Here is a 22,669-nt window from a genome sequence, read left to right on the forward strand (position 1 = left end):
GCACGCGGGGTGCTGCGGGACGGGCGCGCGTGCTACGGATGCGCCGCCGCGTGGCCCTGGATGGTCAGGCGGCCCGGACCCGGCAGGCCGACCACGTTGTTGACCGCGGCCGAGCTGGTCGGTCCGACGCAGAAGACCGAGGCGATGGTCGGGGCCGACGCGTCGCGGACCGGCAGGTCTGCCATGCCGGCGGCGACGAGCGTGTCGGTGCCTTCGTAACCCGAGCCCTGGAAGGTGCCGCCGCCGGTAAGGAAGCAGCGCCGCACGGCCGACTCGCAGCTCCCGGCTCCGCCGCCGCAGTCGGCGTCCATCAAGCAAACACGCTGCGCGTGCCCCGACCCGAGCGAGCAGGTCTGATCGATCGGGCCTTCGGCGCACTTGCCTTGGCCGTCGCCGTTCTCGTCGAGGCAGGTCGCCATACCGTCCGGCGTGTAGTCCTCGATGCAGGAGCTCGGCTTGGTCGGCTCACCGAGCCGTGAACAGATGCTGGCGGGACAGGCGCTGTTGCCGGCGCACGGCGCGCCGTCGTTGGGGCCCCCGAGACAGCGGCGCCCGCCGCAGACGCCGGGGTTGCCGCCGCTCGGTGGGCAGTCGGTGTTCGCCGCGCACGGCTCGGCGCCGGCGTTGTTGCAGGTGTCGCAGAGGCACCTGCCGCCGAGTGCGCCCGAGCAGTTCGGGCTGTCCACCGTGAGCGTCTTCACGACCGTGTCGGTCGCGTTGCTGAGGTCGATCGGGAGGGTGGTGAGGAGCGCGCCGGGGATGGGCGGGCAGTCGAGGCTCGTGCGCCCGAAGTCGGGACGGCCGGGCACGGTGCCGTTGGCGTCGCACGGCAAGCCGACCCGGGCGCCGCCGTCGCAGGTGCCGCCGCGCGCGCCGTCGTTGATGCCGCCCGCGTCGGTGCAGCGCGGACAGGGATGGTCGATCGCGATGCCGGCGTAGACGCGCGACGTGAGGAGTGCGGTCGTGCTGGCCTCGCCGCTCTCGACGTTCACCGTACCGGTTACGGCGCCGGCGAACTGGTGCAGCACGCAGGTTGCGACGCCGCCCGCGGCGAGCGGCTGCGCGGAGCCGAAGTAGAAGTCGCAGGTGCCCGCCACCGGACACGCGCCCCCGGGACACGCCGAGTCGCCGGCGCACGCGGCGCCGTCGTTGGTCCCGCCGAGGCAGGTGCGGGCGGCGCAGACGGCGTCCGCCGCGCACGGCTTCGAGGCATCGGTCGTGCAGCGCCGGTTGTCGAGCTGGCCGCTCCCCGCCTGCGGGTTCGGCACCGGCCCCGAGACGGGGCAGACGCCGCAGGGGCGGCTCGTCGCGGTGCAGGCGAGCTGCATCGTCACGTCGCCGTTGCCGACGACCGGCGCGCGGTGCGCGATGCCGGTCCAGCCGCGGTCGAGGATCGTCCCCGGCGCGGTCGGGTCGGGCGAGAACACCACCGTCGTCGGGCAGGCGCAGTTGCAGGCGACGCAGCCGAAATCGGCGCCGCACTGATTCCACAGCGCCGCGGACGCCGACGCGTCGCACGCTTCGCCGGGATCGCTGAAGCCGTTGCCGCAGGTCGCACATTGCGGGTTGGAGGGATCGAACGCGCAGGTCTGCGCCTCGGCGAACGCCCCGGCCGCGTTCAGGAGGAACGCCGCCTGACCGGGGTGGGTGCAGTCGGTACGCTCCTCCGCCTTGGCGATGCCGTCGCCGAGCTTGGTGATCGCCTTGCCGAGGCAGGCGGGATCGACGCTGCCGGTCTTGCCGGAGGCCTTCGCGTAGCAGCCCGTGACGGCGGCGACGTATTTGCCGACGAGCTTCGTCTTCGCGGCGTCGCATTTTTCGGCGTGGCCGACGGCGCCGTCGACCTCCGCCGCGAAGGCCGCCGCGTCGCTCGCGCGCGTCGCGCCGGAGCCCTCCACGATGCAGGCGAGCTTCGTCTCGATCTTGTCGAGCGCCGGGTCGATCTTGGACATCGCCTTCCCGAGGCACGTCGCGGCGGCGGGGAGGTCCGTCGACGCCCCCTTCGCGTAGCAGTCCACGAGGGCGGCCGTGCCCTTGCCCACGATCTTGATCTGGCTCGCGAGGCATTTGTCGACCGTCAAGGTCGTGAGGGCGGCGGCCGTGCCGGCATGCCCGAGGCATCCGGCCGCGATGCCGGCGACGACGATCGCGCGGGTGACGTCCATGACCCTCCTCCTCGGCTCTACGCCATACAGCGCCGGATGCGGGTCGCGAGTCAACGGCTTCCTCGCCGCGCCGGTGCACGACGCGTCCCGCCGTCGTGCGGGGCTGCATGGTGCCAGGGGCGGGCGGATGCCGACGGAAGATCGCGGTCAGGAGGCATGGCATCGCGGTCGCAAGTAGCGGAGCCGCCACGCGATCGCGCTCCGGTCTCCGCGCGCCGCCGGCGCGCCGCCCGGCGTCGGCGTCGTCCTTGCTGTTCCAGGGCCTCGTGCCCGCGAGCGTGCTCGTGATCGCGGATCGGCTCGACATCGCCGCCTTGATCGGACGTTCGCTCGTCGGCGTCGGGCTCCGCCCGGCGGTGGTGAGCGACCTCCGGCAGGCCGCGCTCGTCATGGCGCGCGAGACGCCGGCGGCCGTCGTGCTCGACCTCGCCGCTCCCGGGCATTGCGACGCCGTGATGCGGTGGCTCCGGCGCGATCCGAAGCACGCCACGATCGCGGTCGTGCAGGTGAGCGCGCTGGCGCGCAACGGCGGCGCGCCGCGCGGCGAGATGCGCGCCGATCTCCACGTGCCGAAGCCCTTCACGCCGCGCCAGATCGTCGACGGCGTCCGCACGGTGCTCGCGCGGCGCGCCGTACGCGAGCGCATGGGCGCCGGGTCGCTACCGCCGCGCGTCGTCGCCTGACGTCGCGCCGCTCCGCGTCCGGGCCGTCGCGCCGGCGCGAGGTCAGCCGCGGACCCGCGCGACGAGGTCGAGCACCTGGTGCGCGTCGATCGGCTTCCGGAGCACGTCGAGCACGCCCTCCGCGCGCGCCGCCTGGCGGTCGACGTCCTCACCCGAGACGAGCACGACCGGGATGCCGTCGGTGGCGGGGTCGCGTTGCATCCGGCGCCAGAGGTCCCAGCCGCTCATGCCGGGCATCCGGATGTCGAGGAGCGCGAGACACGGCCGCGGCCCGTGCGCGAGCGTGTCGAGCGCCGCGCCGGCCGACGGCGCGCGATCGACCACGATGCCGTGGAGCTCGAGCAGCGTGCCGAGCGCGTCGAGGACGTCGGCGTCGTCGTCGACGAGGAGGACGTGCGAGTGCGTGGAGGAGGAGCTCATCGCAGGCGCTGCCGCAACGCGCTTACCCGGTAGCCCGCGTGCGCAGGCCTTGTCAAAACGAACGGCGGGTCATGTTGACGCGTCCCGCCCGCTTCAGTACGGCAGCGCTCCATGACGGTCCCCTTGTGGCGGCGCGGCGCCGGCGAGCTCGCCGCGCTGATCCGGTCGAGCGCGGTGTCGAGCCGGGAGGTGGTCGCGGCGCACCTCGCGCGCGTCGCGGCGGTGAATCCGGTCGTGAACGCGATCACCGAGGTGCGCGCCGACGAGGCGCTCGCAGCCGCCGACGCGGCCGACGCGGCGGTCGCGCGCGGCGACGCGCTCGGTCCGCTCCACGGCGTGCCCGTCACGGTCAAGGTGAACGTCGACGTCGCGGGGTCGGCGACGACGGCGGGGATGCCGGTCTTCGCCGAGGACCGGCCGGCCGGGGACGCGCCGCTCGTCGCGCGTCTGCGCTCCGCGGGCGCGATTCCCTTCGCGCGCACCAACATGCCGGACCTCGGGCTCCGCTGGCACACCGCGAGCTCGCTCCACGGGACGACGCGCAATCCCTGGAGCCCGCGCCGCACGCCGGGCGGCTCGAGCGGCGGCGAGGCGGCGGCGCTCGCGACCGGCATGAGCCCGCTCGGGATCGGCAACGACATCGGCGGCTCGGTGCGGTGGCCGTCGCAGTGCTGCGGCACGGTCGCGCTCCGTCCGACGCTGGGGCGCGTTCCGCACTACGACACGACGGTGCCGATCGAGGTGCCGCTCGCGTTCCGTCTGATGATGACCGACGGTCCGATGGCGCGCACTGTCGCCGACGTCGCGCTCGCCTTCGAGGTGCTCGCCGGCGCCGATCCGCGCGATCCCTGGTCGGTGACGGCGCCGGCGCCGCGCCCCGCTGCGGGGCCGCTGCGCGTCGCCGGCACGACCGATCCCGGCGGGCTCGGCTGCGACCCGGCGATCGCCGCCGGCGTCGCCCGCGCGGCCGATATCCTCGCCGCCGCGGGGTGCCCGGTCGAGACGGTCGAGCCGCCCGCGCTCGGCGAGGCGCACGAGCTCTGGGGAACGCTCCTCTCGGCGGAGACCCGGACGATGGTGCTGCCGTTCGCGCGGACGCTTCTCGCGCCCGACGCGCTCACGGTGATCGAGCACCTGATCGCCGGGTTCCCCGAGGTGGACCTCGCGGGCTACATGGAGGGCCTGGCGCGTCGGACGCGGGTGGCGCGCGAGTGGGCGCTCTTCCTCGACCGTTTCGACGTCGTGCTCGGCCCGGTGGCCTGCGTGCTGCCCTTCGCGCCCGACTCCGATCTCGCCGCGGATGCGATGGCGGCGATCATGCGCGGCATGCGGCTCGTGACGACGTGCAATCTCCTCGGCCTCCCCGCTGCGGTCGTACCGGTCGGCGTTGCCGAGGGGCTGCCGCAGGCCGTGCAGCTGATCGCGACGCGCTATCGCGACGACCGCTGCCTCGCGGCGGCGGCGCTCGTCGAGCGCGCGACGGCGCCCATCCTGCCGATCGACCCTCTGGGCGCGTGACCGTTCGCGCTCCCGGCGCCGGCGCCGCTCTTCACCGGCCCGCCGCGCCCGCAGCGGACTACATGAAGATGCCGCCGTTCGGCGAGAGCGCCTGGCCGACGAAGTAGCTGGCGTCATCGGAGGCGAGGAACACGGCGGTCGCGGCGATCTCGGCGGGCGTGCCGAGCCGACCGGCCGGCGTCTGGGCCACGACCATCTGCCGCATCGCCGGCGTCATGACGTCGAGGAGCGGCGTCTCGACGTAGCCGGGCGCGATCGCGTTCACGCGCACGCCGGCGCCGATCACCTCGCGCGCGACCGACTTCGTGAAGCCGAGGATGCCCGCCTTGGCGGCGGAGTAGTCGGGCGCCCCCGCGATGCCCGTCAGCCCCGCGATCGACGCCATGTTGATGATGCAGCCGCGGCGGTTGACCTCCATGATCTTGAGGGCCTCGCGGGTGCAGTAGAACGTGCCGTCGAGGTGGATCGCGAGGGTGCGGCGCCAGTGACCGTCCTCCATGGTCTTCGTCGCCTCGAGCGACATGGCGCTCTTGCCGGTCGTCAGCACCTGCTCGAGCATCTTCTCGCTGTTGCGCTTCACGTGCTCTTCCATGAAGGCGGTACCGGCGTTGTTCACGAGCACGTCGAGGTTCTGGAAGGCCCCCATGTGGGCGGCGAACATCTTGTGCACGGCGCGGCTGTCGGCGACGTCGCAGGGGAGGGCGGCCGCCTCGCCGCCGAGCGCCTCGATTTCGCGGACGACCGCCTCGGCGTACTCGGGCCGGATGTCGTTGACGCCGACGGCCGCGCCCTCGCGCGCGAAGGCGAGCGCGATCTCCCGGCCGAGCCCGGAGCCGGCACCCGTGACGAGAGCCACTTTGGTCTTGAGCTTCATGGCGCCCCCTTCATTGCTCTGGAGCGTTCGACGTAGCGCAGCGTCCGGGCGCGTCCAAGCGGTCGGGACGGCGATCACTGCCCCGGGCGCTGTTCAGCCGCGTCGGGTGCCGACGTGTCTCGAAGCGGCACAGACGGGAGTGCGCGGCGCGGCTACACAAAATCGGCTACACAAAATCGTTGACGCCGTCCTTCCGCTTGAATTAACGCCATTCGATCTTCTCGAGAGAGGACCATGCAATGGCTTTTCGGGTCGCGGCGATAGTACTCTTGCTACTGACGGCCGGCTCGGCACGCGCCGAGCGGCTCTTCTCGGTCGATGCCGGTGCCAGGGTTCGTGACCCCGGCGCGGTGCGTGTCGACGGAGCCGTGGCCCGCGACCTCGCGAGCCGGCCGCGTGCGGTCGTGGTGACCGGCGTCCCGCTCGTCGGTGGCGTGACCGCGTCCTTCGACGTGGCGCCGGTCGAGGTCTTCACCGCGGACGCCCGCATCGTCGAGTTCGACGGCGTGCGCGAGCAGCCGATCGGCCGTCCCGACGTCGTCGTGTACGAGGGCACGGATGCCACGGACCCGTCACGAACCCTGGTGCTCAGCATCACCGGCGGGGCGCGCGTGGCGGCGACCGTGCGCGCCGGCCAACGCGTCGTCAGTATGATCGCCCCCGTCGACGGCGCGCACCGGCTCGTCGATCCGGCGACGACGCTTCCCGGAGCGGCGCGTGACGTGTGCAAGAACCATCTCGCGCCGGCGGGAATGCTCGACGTCTCGGGCGGCGCCCGTGCGGCGGCGGCCCCGCCGATCGCCGCTCTGCCGCCTGGTCCGACGCTCGCCGGGCAGATCCTCGTCGACGTCGGGAACGACCTCTACGTGAACGAGTTCGGGTCGAGCTCGACGACCGCGGCGGCATACGCGGCCGGCGTCGTCGGCGCCGTATCGGCAATCTACCGGCGCGACGTGAACGTCGCGATGCTGATCGATCAGCTGGTGATCTGGACGGCACCCGATCCCTTCGGCGGCGTCGACTCCTCCGCGCAGCTGAACGCGTACCGCACCTGGAACCAGGCCAACCGCGTGGGCGTCCCACGCGACCTGGCGCACCTCCTCGCGAACCTCGGCGGCGGCGGCGGCATCGCGTACCTCGGACCCGGCAGCGTGCTCTGCGACGAGGGCTTCGGCTATGCCGTCAGCAACCTCGACGGCTACTACGCGGCGTTCCCGACCGTCGGCTACCTATGGGACGTGAACGTCGTCGCCCATGAGACCGGCCACAACCTCGGCTCGCAGCATACGCACTGCTACATGCCGCCGCTCGATCACTGCTACAACACCGAGCCCGGCTGCTACGCCGGACCGGTTACGCCCTCGGTCGGCGAGACGATGAGCTACTGCCACCTCGTCCAGACGGTCGAGATGGGCTTCGGGAGCGTGGTGGCGCCGGTGCTCCGCACGGGCGCCGAGGGTGCCGCGTGCTTCGGGGCCGCTCCCGGCGTGTGCGGCGACGGCGTGCTCGCGCCGGGCGAGCATTGTGACGACGGCAACAACGTCAACGGCGACTGCTGCGCCGCGAATTGCGTCGCCGAGGCCGGCCAGGCCTGCGCGTCGGACGGCGATCCGTGCACCAGCGACGTCTGCAACGACGCGGCGGTCTGCACGCACGTCCCGCCCGGCAGTTGCACGCCGTGCAGTGCGGCCACCGTCATTCCGGCGGCCGGCGGCACCTTCCCGGGAACGACGAGCGGATCGAGTCAGATGAACGCAACCTGCGGCGGCAGCGCGGCGCCTGAGCAAGTCTTCCAATGGACGCCGGCCGTGTCGGGGCTCGCGCGCCTGAGCCTCTGCGGCAGCGGCTACGACACCGTGCTCTACGTGCGCTCTGGGCTCTGCGAGACGGGTCCCCAGGTCGCGTGCAACGACGACTCGTCACCGTGTGGGCAGGCGTCCACCGTGGAGACGTACGTGGAGGCCGGTACGACGTACTTCGTGGTCGTCGACGGCTTCGCCAGCTTGGCAGGCTCGTTCACGCTGAGCGTGTCGCCGCCGGGATGCGCAGCCGCCCCGGTCGGCGGCTGCAAGCTGTCGACCGCGCCGGCGAAGGGGAAGCTGCAGCTCAAGAACGCTGCCGACGACGCCAAAGACCAATTGTCGTGGACGTGGGGCAGCGGCGCCGCGACCAGCATGACGGAGCTCGGCAACCCGACGGGCCCGAACGGCTACCAGATGTGCATCTACGACTTCGGTGGCCTCGTCTCGAGCGCCGCGGTCCCGCCCGGCGGCACGTGCGACGGCAAGCCCTGCTGGTCGGGGAAGCCGACGTCCTTCGCCTACAAGAACAAGGCGCGGACGCCGAACGGCATCGAGAAGATGCAGCTCAAATCGAGCGCCACCCCCGGCAAGGCGAAGATCGCGGTGAAGGGCAAGGGCGGCTTGCTCGCCATGCCGAACCTCCTCGCCATCACGCCGCCGGTGCGGGTACAGCTGGTCCGCCCGAGCGGCCCGTGCTGGGAAGCGTCGTTCAGCGCGCCGATCATCAAGCCGGACGGATCGCAGCTGACGGGCAAGTCGGACTGAGACGAGCGCGACGCGGACGGCGACGGTGAGGGGCACGGTCTGGATCGGCGGAGTGTGCCGGTTTCTGAACGAAAGTCGCTTCGGCGGCTTCGCCGCGAAGATGTCGTCGGGCACGTGAACGGAAGGGAACGTTCGGTTCGAGCGTCTCGACCTGTACCTCGCTGGGGCCCGGTGCTAGACGTCCCGCCCGTGCCGACTTCACAGCCCGATCTCGTCCACGTCGTGAGCCACGGACCGCACTGCCTCGACGGCGTGACGTCCGCCGTCGCGGTCGCGCGCTTCCACGCCGGCAGCGAGATCGTGCCGGTCTTCGCCAACAACCCCGAGATCAACGAGGCGATCCAGGGCGTGCCCGTGCCGCCCGCCGGCCGGACGCACGAGCTCTGGATCACCGACATCAGCTGGAACCAGACGGCGACCGACGCGCATCTCCGGACGCTCGCCGCCGCGGGAACCCGCATCCGCTGGATCGACCATCACCGCACCGCGATCGAGCGCTTGAAGCGCGGCGCGATCGACGTGCCGTTCGCGACGATGGTGGTTGAGGACACGTATGCGGCCTCGCGGCTGGTCTACGAGCACTTGAAGGGCCGACTCGCGGCGGAAGGCGGGACCCCGAGCAGGCGCGGCGAGCACGCGGCCGCGTTCCTCGGCCTCGAGAAGCTCGTGGCGCTCGCCGACGACAACGACCGCTGGATCCACGCGCTCGCGGGATCGCGCGAGCTCGCGCTCACCGTCGGCGCGATGCATGACGCGACCGCCTACGAGGAGCTCCTCGCGATCGACGCCGAGGTGAGCCCGACCCCGCGCATGCGCGAGGCGGAGGCGCGGGTGACGGCCGAGGTCGCGGCGACGCACGCGCTCGCCGGGAAGACGCGCCGCGAGCGCCGCGTCGGCGACGTCACGGTGATCGCCGCCTGGTGCGTCGGCTATCCGAGCGAGATCGGCGACCAGTGGGGGAAGGCGACGCCGAACGCCGTGGTCGCGCTCTACGACACGAAGAGCGCGGGCGTGAGCTTCCGCCGCTCGCCCGCCTCGCAGGTGGATCTCTCGCGCGTCGCGGAGACCTTCGGCGGCGGCGGCCACGCTGCGGCGGCCGGGTGCAAGATTCCCGGCATGGGCGACCGCGACGCCGACGCGCTCGCGGGCCTCGTCGCCGACGCGGTCGCGCGGGTGGCGCGCCCGGCATGAGCTCGCGGCACGACCTCGGCTGGCTCCGGAAGCGGTACGGCAAGTTCCCGCACGTCGAGGCGGTGCTCGCGAGCGGCGACTTCGCGCCGCTGCGCGGCGGCGGCGGCCGGCGGAGCGAGGTCGCGATGGCGATCCGTCGGCCGAGCGGCGGCATCCTCCTCCAGACGAAAGCCTTCTACCCGCCCGGCACGTTCCGCCTGCCGACCGGCGGCATCAAGGAGGGCGAGGACGTCGAGCACGCGCTGCTGCGCGAGGTCCACGAGGAGAGCAACCTCGACGTCGAGATCGAGCGGCTCGTCGCGGTGATCGACCACAGCGCCGTCGCGGGGAAGGCGCCCTTCCGCTCGTACATGTTCCTGCTCCGCGAGATCGGCGGCACGCTCAAGGTGAACGACCCCGACGAGAAGATCAGCGGCTGGGACGAGCGCGACGTCGTCGGCCTCGAGCGCGCCGCGCGCGAGCTCCGGAATCTCGCCGGGACGTGGCGGCGCTGGGGGCAGTTCCGCGCCGTGGCGCTCGAGGTGCTGGCGGGCGCCGTCCGGTGACGGCGCCCGGGGCGCGGGCGGGCGGCGTCGGATGACCGCCGCGCCCCGCGATGGCGCGGCTGGTGCGGGCGCGGGGCCGAACCGCTTCGGCGCCCTCTTCGCCTGGGCGCTCTACGATCTCGCGAACACGACCTTCTCGCTGAACGTCGTCTCGCGCTACGTGCCCCTCCTGATCGTCGAGGATCTCGGCGGCCGCGACCTCGACGTGAGCGTCGCCTACAGCGGCGCGATGGTGCTGGTGGCGCTCGCGGCGCCGCTGCTCGGCGCGCTCTCGGACTGCTCGGGCCGCCGCATTCCGTTTCTCGCTGCGACGACGCTCCTCTGCGTCGGCGCGACGGCGCTCATGGGCTTCGGAAAGCCGGCGTGGCTCGTGCTCGGCCTCTTCGCGATCGCGACCTTCTTCTACCAGGCGGCGCTCGTCTTCTACGATGCGCTCCTCGCCAACGTGTCCGACGAAACGAACCGCGGTCGCGCCTCGGGCTTCGGCATCGCGCTCGGGTACGGCGGTTCGATCTTCAGCCTCTACAGCGTGTCGCCGGTCGCGGAGCACTGGGGGAAGGCGGCGGCGTTCCCGACGACGGCCGCCATCTTCCTCGCCTTCGCGCTGCCGTGTCTCCTGATGGTGCCGGACGGACCCGGAGGACCCCTCTGGCGCCGCGGGCTCGCGGGCGAGACGTTCGTGCGGGTCGCGGCGACGCTCCGGCGCGTGCCGCGGATGCCCGCGCTCGGCCGGTTCCTCGCCGCGCACTTCCTCTACACCGATGCCGTCAACACGGTGATCCTCTTCATGGCCGTCTACGTGACCAAGGTCGGCGGCTTCGCGAGCGCCGAGGTGACGCGCCTCCTCGCGCTCTCGACGGTCTTCGCGATCGTCGGTGCGTTCGGCGCGGGTCCGCTCATCGACCGCGTCGGGGCCAAACGCGCGCTCCATGGGGCGCTCGCGTGCTGGGCCGTCGGGCTCTCGGTCGCGCTCGGGGCGCCCGGCAAGGGCGCGCTCTGGCTCGTCGGGCCGATCACCGGCACGGCGCTCGGCGCCACCTGGGCCGCCGATCGCGTCCTCATGTTCCGGCTCTCGCCGCCCGACGCGCTCGGCGAGCTCTACGGCGTGTACGGCATGGTCGGCCGGTTCGCCGCCATCACCGGACCGCTCGTCTGGGGCGTCGTCGTGTACGCGCTCGAGGACACCGGCGCGCTCGCCTACAGGGCGGCGATCGGCGCGCTCCTCGCCATGCTGCTCGCGGGCGCGTGGGTGCTGCGCCGCGTGCCGACGGTCTGAACCGGCGCCGCGGCTTCAGCGCGCTTCGGAGAGACCCGCCTGCCGCGCGAGCGCGGTGAGGTCGGGTCGCAGGCGAACCGCCTCCGCCGCGTGCGCGCGCGCTTCGGCGCCGCGCCCCTGCTGCGCCAGCGCGAGGGCCAGGTTGAAGTGGACCTCCGCGTAGTCGGGACGGAGCGCGAGCGCGCGCTCGTACTCGGCGATCGCCTCGGCGGCACGCCCCTGCCGGATCCGGAGGTTGCCGAGGTTGCTGTGCGGCTCGGCGTAGCCGGGCGAGAGCCGCATGGCCTCGGCATAGAGCGCCGTCGCCTCGTCCCACGCTCCGCGCTGCATGACCGCGACCGCGAGGTTGTTCATCGCCTCCGCGTAGCCCGGCCGGAGGCGGAGCGCCTCGCGGTAGTACGGCTCGGCCTCGGCGAAGCGCTTCTCGTCGGCGAGCGTCGCGCCCCAGTTGTTGTGCGCGTCGGCGGAGGTCGGCTTCAAGCGGATCGCCTCGGCGTAGTGCGCCATCGCCTCGCTCCGCGCGCCGCGGTCGGCGAGCGCACGGCCGAGGTGGACGTGCGCCTCGGCGTAGGACGGGTCGACGGCGAGCGCACGCCGCGCCGCCGCCGCCGCGTCGTCGACGCGTCCCTCGGCGAGGCATGCCTGCGCGAGGTTGCTCCACGCCCGCGGGTTCGCGGGGCGTTTCGCGGCGACGTCGGTCCACATCGCGTGCGGGCTCCGGTAGTCGTGGTTGCGGCCGATGGTGAGCGCGACGAGCGCGACGACGACGATCGCGACGGCGGCGGTCGCGACCCGGCGTTCGCGGATGCGCCCGAGCCGCGCGCGTCGGATCGCCGTCCAGGCGCCGAGGACGAGCAGCGCCACGAGCGGCGCGAGCGGCAGGTACATGCGGTGCTCGAAGGCGAGATCGCGGATCGGGATCACGCTCGAGCTCGGCGCCAGGACGAGGAGGAACGCGAGAACGAGGAAGCGGGGGCGCGGCCGGCCGCGAAGCGCGTAGAGGATTCCTCCGATGCCGGCGGCGAGCGCCAGGGTCGGCGCGACGACCGCGAGCCCCTTCGCCGGCGGCCACCCGTAGTCGAGCACGAGCCCGCGCGGCGCGACGACGAGCCGGAGATAGCGGAGGACCACGCCCGGCTGGCTCCGCGCGAACTCGGCGAGCGACACGTCCCGCATCGCGAAGCCCGCCGTCGCCGCCGACTCGTGCTCCTGGCCGACGAGGAGGAGCAGCAGGATGCCCCAGGTCGCGGCGAGTCCGAGGTAGAGCCGGCGCCGGTGCCGCCACGCCGCGCGCCACGAGCCGGCGAGGAACGTGCGGTCGTAGAGGAGGACGACGAGCGGCGCCGTCACCATGACCGGCTTGCAGAGCATTCCGAGCGCGCACGCCGCGACCGCGGCGCCGTACCATGGCGCCGGACGCGCCGACACCGCGCCCCGGATCACCCCGTAGAGCGTCACGAGGAAGAGGAGCCCCGTCAGCGACTCCGCGCGCTGTACGACGTAGGTGACGCTCTCGGTCTGGAGCGGGTGCACCGCCCACACGAGCGCGATCGCGAGCGCCATCGCCGTCGCGCCGAGCGTCCGCGCCGCCACGCCATAGAGCGCGAGCGCCGCGAGACAGTGCACGGCGACGTTCACCACGTGGTAGCCGACCGGGTTCGCGCCGCCGAGCGCCCAGTCGAGCGCGAAGGAGAGCTGGACGAGCGGCCGCGACGTTCCGCGCACGGTCGCCCACGAGAACTCGTGCAGCGCGGGATTCTCGAGGATGCCGGCGTCGTCGAAGAGGAACGGCGTGCGGAGCGCGTTGGCGTACGCGATCAGCACGCCGCCGACGATGAGCAGCGGCAGCAAGCGCTCGGCGGGACGCGGCATCGGCGCCGGAGCTTGGAGGAAACCGCAGCGGGACGCCAGGCGCGCTGGGCACGCTCTTGGGTGTGGTGCCAACGAAGCAACGAAACCTCGCGGCGTATCGTTCTATGATTCTCACACAAGGCCTACTCGGACTTCTTGTCCCTCGAACGGCGCGCGCTCACGGTCGTGCGATCGCGCCCGTGGTTTCGTCCTTCTTTGGTATCGTCCTGGCAGCGGATGAAGGCAGGTTTGGGTCTGGACAAGATCGCACCTTTGGAATGAAGATCGCGCATGACCTTCCTCCCCGTCGTCGTACGGGCCGAGCACCGCGGTGAGTACAAGATCCACGTGCTCTTCAACGACGGCGTCCAGCGTACGATCGACTTCTCGCGCTGGATCCAGAGGCCGATCTTCGAGCCGCTGAAGGACGTCGAGTACTTCCGGCGTTTCGTGGTCGAGGCCGGGACCGTGTCGTGCCCGAACGGTGCCGACGTGGCCCCGGAAACCCCCTACGCGCGGGCGACCTCTACCGAAGCGGCGTGACGAGTCGCGCGGCGCTCCTCAGCCGCCCTGCGCTTCGGCCTCCGCGATCACCGACGCGACCAGCGCCGGGTCCTCCATCGGCATGAAGTGCGTCCGGTCGGAGCGGTGCACGTCGCGGGCGCGGCGGAGCTGCGACGCGAGGGCGGGCCACGTCGGCGAGTAGCGGAAGTCGGCGAGGTCGGCGGGCGTGCGCGGCTCCATCGCGCGGAGCAGCGTGACGGGCAGGTCGAGGGCGCAGACGTGCTCGTGGATTCCCGGGTTGCCGAACGCGCCGCTGTAGACGGCGCCTTCCATCTCCGGCGAGCAGGCGAGCTCGAAGCCGGGCGGATCGACGCTCGGTACGAGGCCCCACGTGCAGTAGTCGCGGAGCGCCGCCGCCGTGAAGCTCGCGAACGAGGGTCGTTCGCGCAGGCGCTCGATCATCTCGTCGATCGAGGTGAAGTGGCGGCGCCGCTTCACGGCGGGATGGGTGGCCGCGGCGACCCGGATCCAGGCGCCGTCTCCGGCCGCCCCGCGCGCGGCGTAGTGCTCGGGCGCCAGGATCGTCGGGTCGACGAGCACGAGGCGTCGAAAGCGGGCCGGCTCGAGCGCCGCGGCCTCGACCATCGCGTGCCCGCCCGCCGAGTGGCCGACCCCGACGACGTCGCGCAGGTCGAGTCGGCGCGCGATCTCCGCGACGTCATGGCCGAATTCGCGCCAGCGGATGGCGTCGACCTTGTCGCTCCGCCCGTGGCCGCGCTGGTCGATCGCGATCACCCGCCGTCGTCCGAGCCGGCGCCCGACCTGCCTCACGACCTGATCCCAGCAGCGCGCGTGGAAGCCCGTCGCGTGCACGAGCACCAAGGGATCGCCCGCGGCGCCGCGGCCCCACTCGAAATAGGTGAGGGAGACGCCGTTCACGGACACGGAGGCTTCGATCGGCGCGCGCATGGTCGGCGATACATGGGAGAGATCGAACGGTCATGCAAGCGGCGACGACAACCGTTGCGTGCGGCGATGCGTCCGCTCGGGCGTCGGATCAGCGCCGGCGGCGAGTGTGTTCCGCGTTCGGCGGCCGACGGCCGAGCGCGCGCCCGCGTCCTACGGCATCGCGTCGTAGACGCCGGACCAGAACTCGCACTCGGTCCGCCGGAATTGCTTGATGCGCTTGATGCCGTTCGCGATCTCGGGGGCGTCGAAGCGCAGCATCGGCCAGGGGCGCTCCTTGAAGCGCGGCCACGCCGCGCTCTTGGTGGCGCCCGGATTGCGGCCCTTGCGGGCGAAGCTCGTCCAGTACTCCTGCATGCGGCTGCCGAGCTGGGCATCGAAGAAGTTCGGAGCCGGGACGGAGTTGAAGACGTACGGGATCTCGGCGCCGTGGAACGCGCCGAGGTCGAGGATGTTCACGAACGGCAGCGGAATGACGCGCGCGAAGTTGTAGACGTAGGTGCGCGGATTCTTCGCCGCCGACACGCGCCGCGCGACGTCGATCGTCGGGCAGACGAGCGTGGCGTCGCCGACGACGCGGACGAACGCGTCCTGCGGCGTCGGGAAGCTCGTGACGGGGTAGACGGCCTCGACCTGCGGCGCGAGCGCGCCGTAGCGGGCGGTGAGGGCGGCGGTGTACTCGGCGGGGGTCGCGATCGGCGTGGAGCCGATGAAGAACAGGGTCCCTTCGTCCGAGTTGAACCCGAGCATGTACGGCACGTGGGAGAAGGCGCCGGTGTCGAAGAGCGTCCGCGGGTGCGCGGGAAGGAACGCGCCGTCGATCGAGATCGGCGTCCCGGCGAGCTCGACGTTCCCGAAGGCGTCGAGCAGCGCGGCGACCGGAGCGGCCCGCAGGCACGCCAGGACGTCGAGCGCGCCGTCGCATCCGACCGCCGCCGTGATGCCGTCGGCGCGGGTCGCGCTCTCGGCGGCCGTCGCGATGCCCGCCGTACAGCCGCCGCTCTCGCTGATCGCGCGGTGGAAGAGCCCGCGCGACGTCGGCGACGCGACGTGCGCGCACACGTTCCACGCGCCGGCCGACTCGCCGAAGATCGTCACGTTCGCGGGATCGCCGCCGAAGGCGAGGATGTTGTCGCGCACCCACTCGAGCGCGAGCCGTTGGTCGAGGAGCCCCTGGTTCCCCGTGTACGGGTACCCGGGATCCTCGCCTGCCAGCGCCGCGTGTCCGAAGAACCCGAACACGCCGAGTCGGTAGTTCATGCTCACGACGACGACGTTGCGGTCGCCGGCGAGATTGTGCGCGTCGTACAGGCGGTAGCTTTCGTAGGGTGGGAACGGGACGAAGTTGCCCGAGGCGCCCGCGACGTCGCCGCCGCCGTGGATCCACACCATGACCGGCAGCGGCTCGGCGGGCGCCGGATCCGGCGTCCAGACGTTCAGGTACAGACAGTCCTCGCTGTCGCTGCCGTCGCTCGTGAGCGAATCCAGCTGGGCGCAGGCGGGCGGATACGACGACGCGTCGAGCGCGCCGACCCAGGGCGCGTTCGGCACCGGCGGCCGCCACCGGAGCACGCCGACCGGGGGCGCCGCATAGGGAATCCCCAGGAACTCGCGCGCCGCGCCGTTGACGTGGCCCTGCACCGGGCCGTCGGCGAGCGTGATCGACGTGCCGGTCTGGATGCCCTGGGCGCGCGCGGCGACGGGCGCCGCGGCCGCGATGGCGATCGTCAGCACGGCGAGCCGCAGCATGCGAGGATACCGAACGAAGTTCATGGTGGGCTCTCCCTTTGTGACGCGAGGCGCGGCAACGTGTCGCGGGCGCATCGGATCGGCGAAGTCGTCACACCGTAGGCGAAGCGCCTCGGGATCGGCAAGCGAAATCTCGGGCGAAACGAGCGACCGTGCGCCGAAGTGTCTCAGTGCAATTCTCGCAAGGCGGAGTGATGCGGAAGCGGTGGCCGCAGGTGGGCGGGTCGAGGCGGGCCTCTACGGTCGCCGGGGTCCTGCCACCCGGCGCGTACGACCCGCCGGTGCTTCTCTGTCTTGTGCACGACGCGAGCTGCGGCTCCCCGAGGTCCGCCCCGACCCACCCGTCTGCCGCAGCAGACCTCATTCTTCGTGATTCTTCGTGCGGGCATCTTCGTGCCGCCGTCGGATGCGGCACGGCGAGTCGGCGCGCTGGTCGCTCGGGCCGTGCTGCGACGCTTCGGCGGTGGGTGGGTCCAGGATGGTGCCGGGGAGCGGCAGCTCGCGTTGTGCGCAGGCCAGGGCGGCACCGGCGAGCTGTACGCGCCGGGTGGCAGGACCCCGGCGACCGTAGGCACTATCCTGGACCCACCCACCGCCGACACCGAACGCAGGCGGCTTGCGACAGACCGAGGCTCTGCTGCATGATCGAACCGAGGCGCCACCCGTGCGCCGCCGACTTGCAACACGGGGCGCCGACCGGCAGCCTGGCCTGTCATGGCGCGTCCGGTGGAGGATGACGGCGGCAGGCCCCCGGTCGATGCGCTGCGCGGGGTGGTCGCGAAGCTGCGCGCGTTCCCGCCGATGGTGCGGCATCGCGGCCAGGAGTACGCCCGGAGCGGCCGCGTCGGACGACTGATCTTCGAGGACGATGCCGTACGCGCCAAGGTGCACGGCTCGCGGCTCTACGACGCGGCGTGGTCGTGGGGGCGCCTCGACGCGAGCCGGCCGGCGTGCTCGTGTCCGGTCGGACCCTACTGCAAGCACGCCTACGCGCTCGCGTGCTGCCTGCTCGCCGCGGCGCACGAGGAGCACGGCTTCGTCGATCCGCGCCTGGCGCAATTCCTGCCCGCCGGCCTCGTTCCGAAGGATGGCGCGGTCGTACCGATCGCGTCGGGAGGAGCCGGCGGCGAGCGGCGCCGCGAGGCCGCGGCGCGCACGTCGTCGTCGGCGCGCTCGGCGTCGGCGCCTTCGTCCACGCTCGAGCGCCTGCGCGCGGCGCCGCCGGGATGGCAGCGCGAGCACGCGCTCGAGCGGCTGCTCGCGGGCGGTCCGGCGCGCGGGCTCTCGGGCTACCTGCCGCCGTTTCCCGAGATCCTCGAAGAAGAGGATCCGGACCTCATGTGCTGGCGGCTCGCGCAGGAGATCCAGACGCGTGCCGAGGGTTGGCTGCCGCGCGAGCTCGGGCCCTACCGCGATCGTCCCGACCTGGCTGCGCGCCACGCCGAGCGGGCACGCGCCGAGCTGCTGGAAGAGCTCGCGTCGTGGGCGCGGCGGCGCGCCGCCGTCACGCCGCGCAGCTTGCGGCTCCTGTTCGGCCTCGTCGACCGCCCCGGCGTCGGCCCGACGGTTACCGTCGAGGCGCGCGTCACGAGCACGCAGATGAACGACGAGCCGCGCTCGCTGATGCAGCTCGTCCAGCTCCGGACGCAGGTGCATCGGACGCCGGGCGTGCTGCCGGCCGACCAGGCCGCGGCGCTCGACTGGCTCTGCGACCACAACGTCGGGGGCCGGCACGACTACTACGCCGGGCAGACCGGCATCGCGCCGGCGTTGCTGGCGCGCCTCCTCGAGCGGGTGACGAGCCTGCCCTTCGTCGCCTGGCGCGACGACATCGAGCCCGGGCTCGCGGCGGCGGCCGGCGTGCGCGCCGGCGACCCCGTCCGGCTCGGCGGCGACCTCGTACGCTATCTGCCGGCCTCGGTCACGCGCGAGGGCGAGGTGTGGGTCGATCTCCGCTTCGTCTGGCCCGACGGGCGCGAGCACCGCCGCGAGGACGCCGTCTATCTGCGCGATCCCGGCGGCTGGTCGCCGTCGGGCCGTGTGAGCCTCGTGCTCGCCGACGGCGCCTTCTGGGTCGTCGGCGAGGAGCCGCCCGAGTCGGTCGTCGAGCTCTTCGCGGCCTCGGGCGGTCTGCCGCTTCCCGAGGAGTCGCGCGCCGAGACGCTCGGGCTCCTCGCGACGAGCTTCCCGCACCTCGAAGCGTCGCTCGTCGCGCACACGCGGACGCACGCGGTCACGCCGATCGTCGCGCTCGATCTCCGCGCCGACGACTGGATCCAGCTCCGCGTGTTCGCGCGCGCCGCTGCCGCCGACGCGGCGGACGTCGCGTTCGAGTACCTTCCCGAGGGGCGCTGGGCGCGCTGCCCGCGGAGCGCGCTGCCGGGCGGCGTCGGGATCGACGGCCTCGCGGCGTTCCAGCCCGATGCCGCGCCGCCGGGCGCCGCCGCGGCGGACCACGCGGCCGATGCGCCGAGCGACGGCCCGCCGGCGCCGATCGAGGTCTGGCTCGACGTCCCGCGCGGCGAGGACGTCGCGCCGCTCGTGGCCTGGCTCGAGGAGACCGGCGCGGCCGCGGGCGCGCGCCGCGGCCCCGGAGGCGTCGCGCCCCCCGACGACGCGCGCGAGCGCGGCTGGTGGATCTTCTGCGGCCGGCGCCGGATGGAGCGCTTCGCCGACGTGTGGGAGATGCGGCCGCCGGGCGTCGATTGGTACGGTTCCGAGCGCGCGCGGCGCCTCCTCGCCGGGGCCCAGCGCGTCGCGCCGCGCGTCCGCATCGAGGCGAGCGGCGTCGACTGGTTCAAGGTATCGGCGGCGTGGGAAGCGGAGGGTCGCGAGCTTTCCGACGCCGACCTGGCGAAGCTCCGCGCCGCGATGACCCGTTTCGTGAAGCTCGACTCGGGCTGGGTGCGCCGCGACGTGACCGCGAGCTTCGACGAGATGAGCACGCTGCTTGCCGACCTCGGTCTCGAGCTCGGCGACGAGCCGCAGCAGGTGACGGTGTGGCAGCTCGCGGGCGCCGATCCCGAGTCGCTTGCGAGCCTCGAGCGGCTCGGCACCGACGCCGAGACGCTCGCTGCGGCGCGGACGTTGCGGGAGCGAGTGGCGGGCTTCACCGGCCTGCCGACCGTCACGCCGCCGTCCGAGTTCACAGGCGAGCTCCGTCCGTACCAGCAGGCCGGATTCGACTTCCTCGCGCACGCGTCGTCCCTCGGCGTCGGCGCGATCCTCGCCGACGACATGGGGCTCGGGAAGACCGTGCAGGCGCTCGCGTGGCTCACGCATCTCCGGCGCCTGGACCCGCTCGGCGGGCCGAGCCTGGTCGCCTGCCCGGCGTCGGTCGTCCACAACTGGGCGCGCGAGGCCGAGCGTTTCGCGCCGTCGCTGCGCGTGCTGCTGCTGACGAGCGGCGAGGGCCGACACGCCGCGTGGAACGCGATCGCCGACCACGACCTCGTCGTCACGAACTACGCGCTCCTGCGGCGCGACGCGGAGCGCTGGCGCGCGATCGATCTCCGCGCGGTGATCCTCGACGAGGCGCAGAACATCAAGAATCCGAGCGCCGCGGTGACGCGCGCCGCGACCGCGCTCCGCGCCCGCCATCGCCTCGCGCTCACCGGCACGCCGCTCGAGAACCGCGCGCTCGACCTCTGGAGCATCGCGTCCTTCGTGAATCCGGGCTACCTCGGGAACCGCACCGCGTTCGGCGAACGCTACGACGGTCCCGAGGCGCCGCCGTACGCGCGCACGCTCCTCTCCGCGAAGCTCCGTCCGATGTTGCTGCGACGCACCAAGCGCGCGGTCGCGCCGGATCTGCCGCCGCGCATCGAGGAGCGGCGCGACTGCGAGCTCACCAAGGGGCAGCGCCATCTCTATCTCGCCGAGCTCCGCCGCAGCCGCGCGCTCGTCGAGGCGCTCGCGGCGGCGCCGGGCGGCGTCGAGCGCAACAAGATCACCGTGCTCGCCGCGCTCACGCGGCTCCGGCAGATCTGCTGCCATCCGGCGCTCGCGGGCGGCGACCCCGGCCTCGGGTCGGGAAAGGTCGAGGCGCTCGTCGAGCTCCTGGAGCCGCTCCTCGCCGAGGGGCACAAGGTCCTCGTGTTCTCGCAGTTCGTGAGCCTGCTGAAGCTCCTCCAGCCGGCGCTCGCGGCGCGGGGCGTGAAGCAGCACTTCCTGAGCGGCCAGACCCAGAGGCGCGAGCAGGTGGTCGCCGCCTTCCAGAACGATCCGGAGCCGTGCGTCTTCCTGGTGTCGCTGAAGGCGGGCGGTACGGGGCTGAACCTCACCGCCGCGAGCTACGTCGTGCTCTTCGACCCGTGGTGGAATCCCGCGGTCGAGGCGCAGGCGATCGACCGCTCGCACCGGATCGGCCAGGATCAGACCGTGATCGCCTACCGCCTGCTCGTCCGCGGCACGATCGAGGAGAAGATCTGGGAGCTCCAGCAGCGCAAGGCCGCCCTCTCGCGCGAGCTCCTCGGCGAGGACGGCTTCGCGCGCGCGCTCGACCGCGACGCCCTCCAGTTCCTGTTGGAGGAGTGACCCGAGAATCGCGGAAACCAATTGACGGCGCACGGGGCCCTTTGGCAGGGTGCGGGAGGATCGCGGCGCCGTGTCGGATGCGATCCCCCACCTCAGTCGAACAGGAGATCCCGATGCGCCGTCTGCTCCATGCCGTGCTCGCCCTCTGCGCCGTTTCCGTCGTGGGAGCGGGGATCGCCGCCGCGGGCCCGTCGCCCGCGCGCAAGTGCCAGGCGGCCAAGCTGAAGGCGGCCGGGAAGGCGTGCGAGTGCCGCCACGCCGTCGCCGCGAAGGCGCTCGCGAGCGGCGCCACGCCGGACTTCACGAAGTGCGCCGGCAAGCTCGCCGACGCCTTCGCCAAGGCGGAGGCCAAGGGCTCGTGTCCAGCGACCGGCGAGGACGCGACGGTCGACGGCCGCCTCGTCGATCTCGTGACCGATCTCTCGACGTCGTTGCAAGCGAGCGGCGCGACGGGCGACGCCGCGGCGTGCGTCGCCGCGAAGCTCAAGGCGGCGGGCAAGGAGTGCGCCTGCCTCCAGAAGGTCCAAGCGACGGCGACGCTGAAGGGGATGACGCCGGACTTCTCGACGTGCGACGCGAAGCTCGCCGCGGCGTACGGCAAGGCGGAGACCAAGGGCGCAGGGGCCTGTCCCACCAGCGGCGACGGCGGCACCGTCGGGGACGACGTGCGCGCGTCGTGCGCGGAGGTCGAGGCCGACGTCGCCGACCGCGACACGTCCACGTACTCGCAGCCCGGTCCGTACGGCGTCGGCGTGCGTACGGTCACGCTGATCGACACGTTGCGTGCAACTCCGCCGAACGGGTCGTACGCGGGCGCGCCCGAGCGGACCCTCGTCACCGAGATCTGGTACCCGGCCGCGCCGAACGGCGTGAACGAGGCCTCGAACGTCGCGATTGCGCCGAACGGCGGCGCCTTCCCGTTGATCGTCCGCGCCCACGGCTTCTCCGGCTTGCGGCGCGATTCCACCTACATCGTGCGCCAGCTCGCGAGCTGGGGCTACGTCGTCGTGGCGCCCGACTTCCCGCTCTCGAACCTGAGCGCCCCCGGCGGTCCGACCCTCGCCGACATCGGCAACCAGGCGGGCGACGTGTCGTTCCTCATCGACCACTTCCTCGCCGAGAACGCCAACGGCACGAGCTTCCTCTTCGAGCGCATCGACGCGTCCCGCATCGGCGCGATCGGTCACTCGCTCGGCGGCGCGACCGTGCTCCTCGCAACGTACCACGCGACGCTCCGGGATCCGCGCATCGACGCCGCGGTCGCCCTCTCGCCGCTCGGCTGCATGTTCCTCGACGGCTTCTTCGACGCTTCCACCGCGCCGCTCCTCATCGAAGGCGGCACGGTCGACATGATCACGCGGTACGCGAGCAATCACCTCCAGCCGTATGGCTTCGTGAACGCGCCGAAGTACCTCATGACCTTCGACGGCGGCACGCACCTCGGCTTTTCGGATCGCCTCCTCTTCAACCAGAACGAGAACGGCGACGACGCGGTCGGCTGCAGCATCTTCGTGGGGCCGGGCGACCCGCGGCCGGTCACCTTCGAGGCCAATCTGCCGCCGGACTTCCTCGGCGGCCCGGCCCTCGGCATCGACCCGAGCGGCTCGCTCTGCGAGCCCATCTGCCCGCTCCCGCCGCCGAGCTTCATGCTGCACGGCCGTCAGAACGCGCTCGCGAAGGCGGGGTCGGTGGCGTTCTTCGAGGCGAAGCTCCGCGGCAGCGTGTCGGGCGGGCGGATGATCACGGGCCGGATCGACGCGGACAACGCCGACCTCTCGCTCGCCTACGAGGAGTAGCACCGCGGCGATCGTGCACGGAGCGTCG

General features: G+C 72.8%; 15 protein-coding genes. 9 read left to right on the top strand and 6 right to left on the bottom strand.

Annotated elements, in window-relative coordinates:
• Positions 1–32 precede the first annotated feature (32 nt).
• Entirely contained in the window at positions 33–2,165 is a 2,133-nt protein-coding gene (locus tag IT293_14865; protein ID MCC6765937.1) for a hypothetical protein, read from the bottom strand.
• A 248-nt stretch (positions 2,166–2,413) separates the two neighbouring features.
• Between IT293_14865 and IT293_14870 the strand changes: the two genes are divergently transcribed.
• Positions 2,414–2,848 carry a hypothetical protein gene (locus tag IT293_14870; GenBank protein ID MCC6765938.1) on the top strand — a complete coding sequence of 145 codons (435 nt, stop codon included), beginning with the start codon at positions 2,414–2,416 and terminating at the stop codon, positions 2,846–2,848.
• Positions 2,849–2,890: 42 nt separating this feature from the next.
• Here the strand turns inward: IT293_14870 and IT293_14875 are convergent, their stop codons facing one another.
• Positions 2,891–3,268 (bottom strand): response regulator, encoded by a 378-nt coding sequence (locus IT293_14875; protein MCC6765939.1) that lies wholly within the window; start codon positions 3,266–3,268, stop codon positions 2,891–2,893.
• A gap of 111 nt (positions 3,269–3,379) precedes the next feature.
• On the opposite strand from IT293_14875, the gene IT293_14880 reads away from it, so the two are divergent.
• The gene (locus IT293_14880; protein ID MCC6765940.1) at positions 3,380–4,786 is read left to right on the top strand and encodes a hypothetical protein; all 1,407 of its coding nucleotides are present in this window, start codon (positions 3,380–3,382) and stop codon (positions 4,784–4,786) included.
• Between the two features lie 58 nt (positions 4,787–4,844).
• Here the strand turns inward: IT293_14880 and IT293_14885 are convergent, their stop codons facing one another.
• Positions 4,845–5,660 carry an SDR family oxidoreductase gene (locus tag IT293_14885; GenBank protein MCC6765941.1) on the bottom strand — a complete coding sequence of 272 codons (816 nt, stop codon included), beginning with the start codon at positions 5,658–5,660 and terminating at the stop codon, positions 4,845–4,847.
• 1,298 nt (positions 5,661–6,958) lie between these two features.
• On the opposite strand from IT293_14885, the gene IT293_14890 reads away from it, so the two are divergent.
• The 4 genes from IT293_14890 to IT293_14905 all read left to right on the top strand — a co-directional run bounded on the left by IT293_14890 (position 6,959) and on the right by IT293_14905 (position 11,239).
• On the top strand, positions 6,959–8,227 hold the full coding sequence (locus IT293_14890; protein MCC6765942.1) for a hypothetical protein: 1,269 nt from the start codon (positions 6,959–6,961) through the stop codon (positions 8,225–8,227).
• A gap of 189 nt (positions 8,228–8,416) precedes the next feature.
• A complete protein-coding gene (locus tag IT293_14895) occupies positions 8,417–9,418 on the top strand; it encodes a hypothetical protein (protein MCC6765943.1) in 1,002 nt (333 codons plus the stop codon).
• Positions 9,415–9,963: an NUDIX hydrolase gene (locus IT293_14900; protein ID MCC6765944.1), complete on the top strand. Its 549-nt coding sequence runs from the start codon at positions 9,415–9,417 to the stop codon at positions 9,961–9,963. Before IT293_14895 ends, IT293_14900 begins: the two co-directional genes overlap by 4 nt.
• 31 nt (positions 9,964–9,994) lie before the next feature.
• Positions 9,995–11,239 carry an MFS transporter gene (locus IT293_14905; protein ID MCC6765945.1) on the top strand — a complete coding sequence of 415 codons (1,245 nt, stop codon included), beginning with the start codon at positions 9,995–9,997 and terminating at the stop codon, positions 11,237–11,239.
• Between the two features lie 15 nt (positions 11,240–11,254).
• On the opposite strand, the gene IT293_14910 is transcribed toward IT293_14905, so the two are convergent.
• On the bottom strand, positions 11,255–13,111 hold the full coding sequence (locus IT293_14910; GenBank protein MCC6765946.1) for a tetratricopeptide repeat protein: 1,857 nt from the start codon (positions 13,109–13,111) through the stop codon (positions 11,255–11,257).
• 270 nt (positions 13,112–13,381) lie between these two features.
• On the opposite strand from IT293_14910, the gene IT293_14915 reads away from it, so the two are divergent.
• Positions 13,382–13,633, top strand: coding sequence for a DUF2442 domain-containing protein (locus IT293_14915; GenBank protein MCC6765947.1), 252 nt, complete (start codon positions 13,382–13,384; stop codon positions 13,631–13,633).
• A gap of 18 nt (positions 13,634–13,651) precedes the next feature.
• On the opposite strand, the gene IT293_14920 is transcribed toward IT293_14915, so the two are convergent.
• A complete protein-coding gene (locus tag IT293_14920; GenBank protein MCC6765948.1) occupies positions 13,652–14,563 on the bottom strand; it encodes an alpha/beta hydrolase in 912 nt (303 codons plus the stop codon).
• 150 nt (positions 14,564–14,713) lie between these two features.
• A complete protein-coding gene (locus IT293_14925; protein ID MCC6765949.1) occupies positions 14,714–16,333 on the bottom strand; it encodes a carboxylesterase family protein in 1,620 nt (539 codons plus the stop codon).
• Positions 16,334–17,023: 690 nt separating this feature from the next.
• On the opposite strand from IT293_14925, the gene IT293_14930 reads away from it, so the two are divergent.
• Together IT293_14930 and IT293_14935 are read left to right on the top strand one after the other, a co-directional pair.
• Complete coding sequence (locus IT293_14930; GenBank protein ID MCC6765950.1) at positions 17,024–20,845, top strand: DEAD/DEAH box helicase; 3,822 nt, start codon at positions 17,024–17,026, stop codon at positions 20,843–20,845.
• A gap of 113 nt (positions 20,846–20,958) precedes the next feature.
• The gene (locus IT293_14935) at positions 20,959–22,641 is read left to right on the top strand and encodes an alpha/beta fold hydrolase (protein ID MCC6765951.1); all 1,683 of its coding nucleotides are present in this window, start codon (positions 20,959–20,961) and stop codon (positions 22,639–22,641) included.
• Positions 22,642–22,669: the final 28 nt, after the last annotated feature.

It is taken from the genome of Deltaproteobacteria bacterium, assembly GCA_020848745.1.
In the GTDB taxonomy this organism is placed as follows: Bacteria; Desulfobacterota; Binatia; order UTPRO1; family UTPRO1; genus UTPRO1.

Coding starts and splice junctions, on each gene's coding strand:
- IT293_14865 (MCC6765937.1), bottom strand. CDS start 2,165: ATGGACGTCACCCGCGCGATCGTCGTCGCCGGCATCGCGGCCGGATGC.
- IT293_14875 (MCC6765939.1), bottom strand. CDS start 3,268: ATGAGCTCCTCCTCCACGCACTCGCACGTCCTCCTCGTCGACGACGAC.
- IT293_14880 (MCC6765940.1), top strand. CDS start 3,380: ATGACGGTCCCCTTGTGGCGGCGCGGCGCCGGCGAGCTCGCCGCGCTG.
- IT293_14885 (MCC6765941.1), bottom strand. CDS start 5,660: ATGAAGCTCAAGACCAAAGTGGCTCTCGTCACGGGTGCCGGCTCCGGG.
- IT293_14890 (MCC6765942.1), top strand. CDS start 6,959: ATGCCGCCGCTCGATCACTGCTACAACACCGAGCCCGGCTGCTACGCC.
- IT293_14900 (MCC6765944.1), top strand. CDS start 9,415: ATGAGCTCGCGGCACGACCTCGGCTGGCTCCGGAAGCGGTACGGCAAG.
- IT293_14905 (MCC6765945.1), top strand. CDS start 9,995: ATGACCGCCGCGCCCCGCGATGGCGCGGCTGGTGCGGGCGCGGGGCCG.
- IT293_14910 (MCC6765946.1), bottom strand. CDS start 13,111: ATGCCGCGTCCCGCCGAGCGCTTGCTGCCGCTGCTCATCGTCGGCGGC.
- IT293_14915 (MCC6765947.1), top strand. CDS start 13,382: ATGACCTTCCTCCCCGTCGTCGTACGGGCCGAGCACCGCGGTGAGTAC.
- IT293_14920 (MCC6765948.1), bottom strand. CDS start 14,563: ATGCGCGCGCCGATCGAAGCCTCCGTGTCCGTGAACGGCGTCTCCCTC.
- IT293_14925 (MCC6765949.1), bottom strand. CDS start 16,333: ATGAACTTCGTTCGGTATCCTCGCATGCTGCGGCTCGCCGTGCTGACG.
- IT293_14930 (MCC6765950.1), top strand. CDS start 17,024: ATGGCGCGTCCGGTGGAGGATGACGGCGGCAGGCCCCCGGTCGATGCG.
- IT293_14935 (MCC6765951.1), top strand. CDS start 20,959: ATGCGCCGTCTGCTCCATGCCGTGCTCGCCCTCTGCGCCGTTTCCGTC.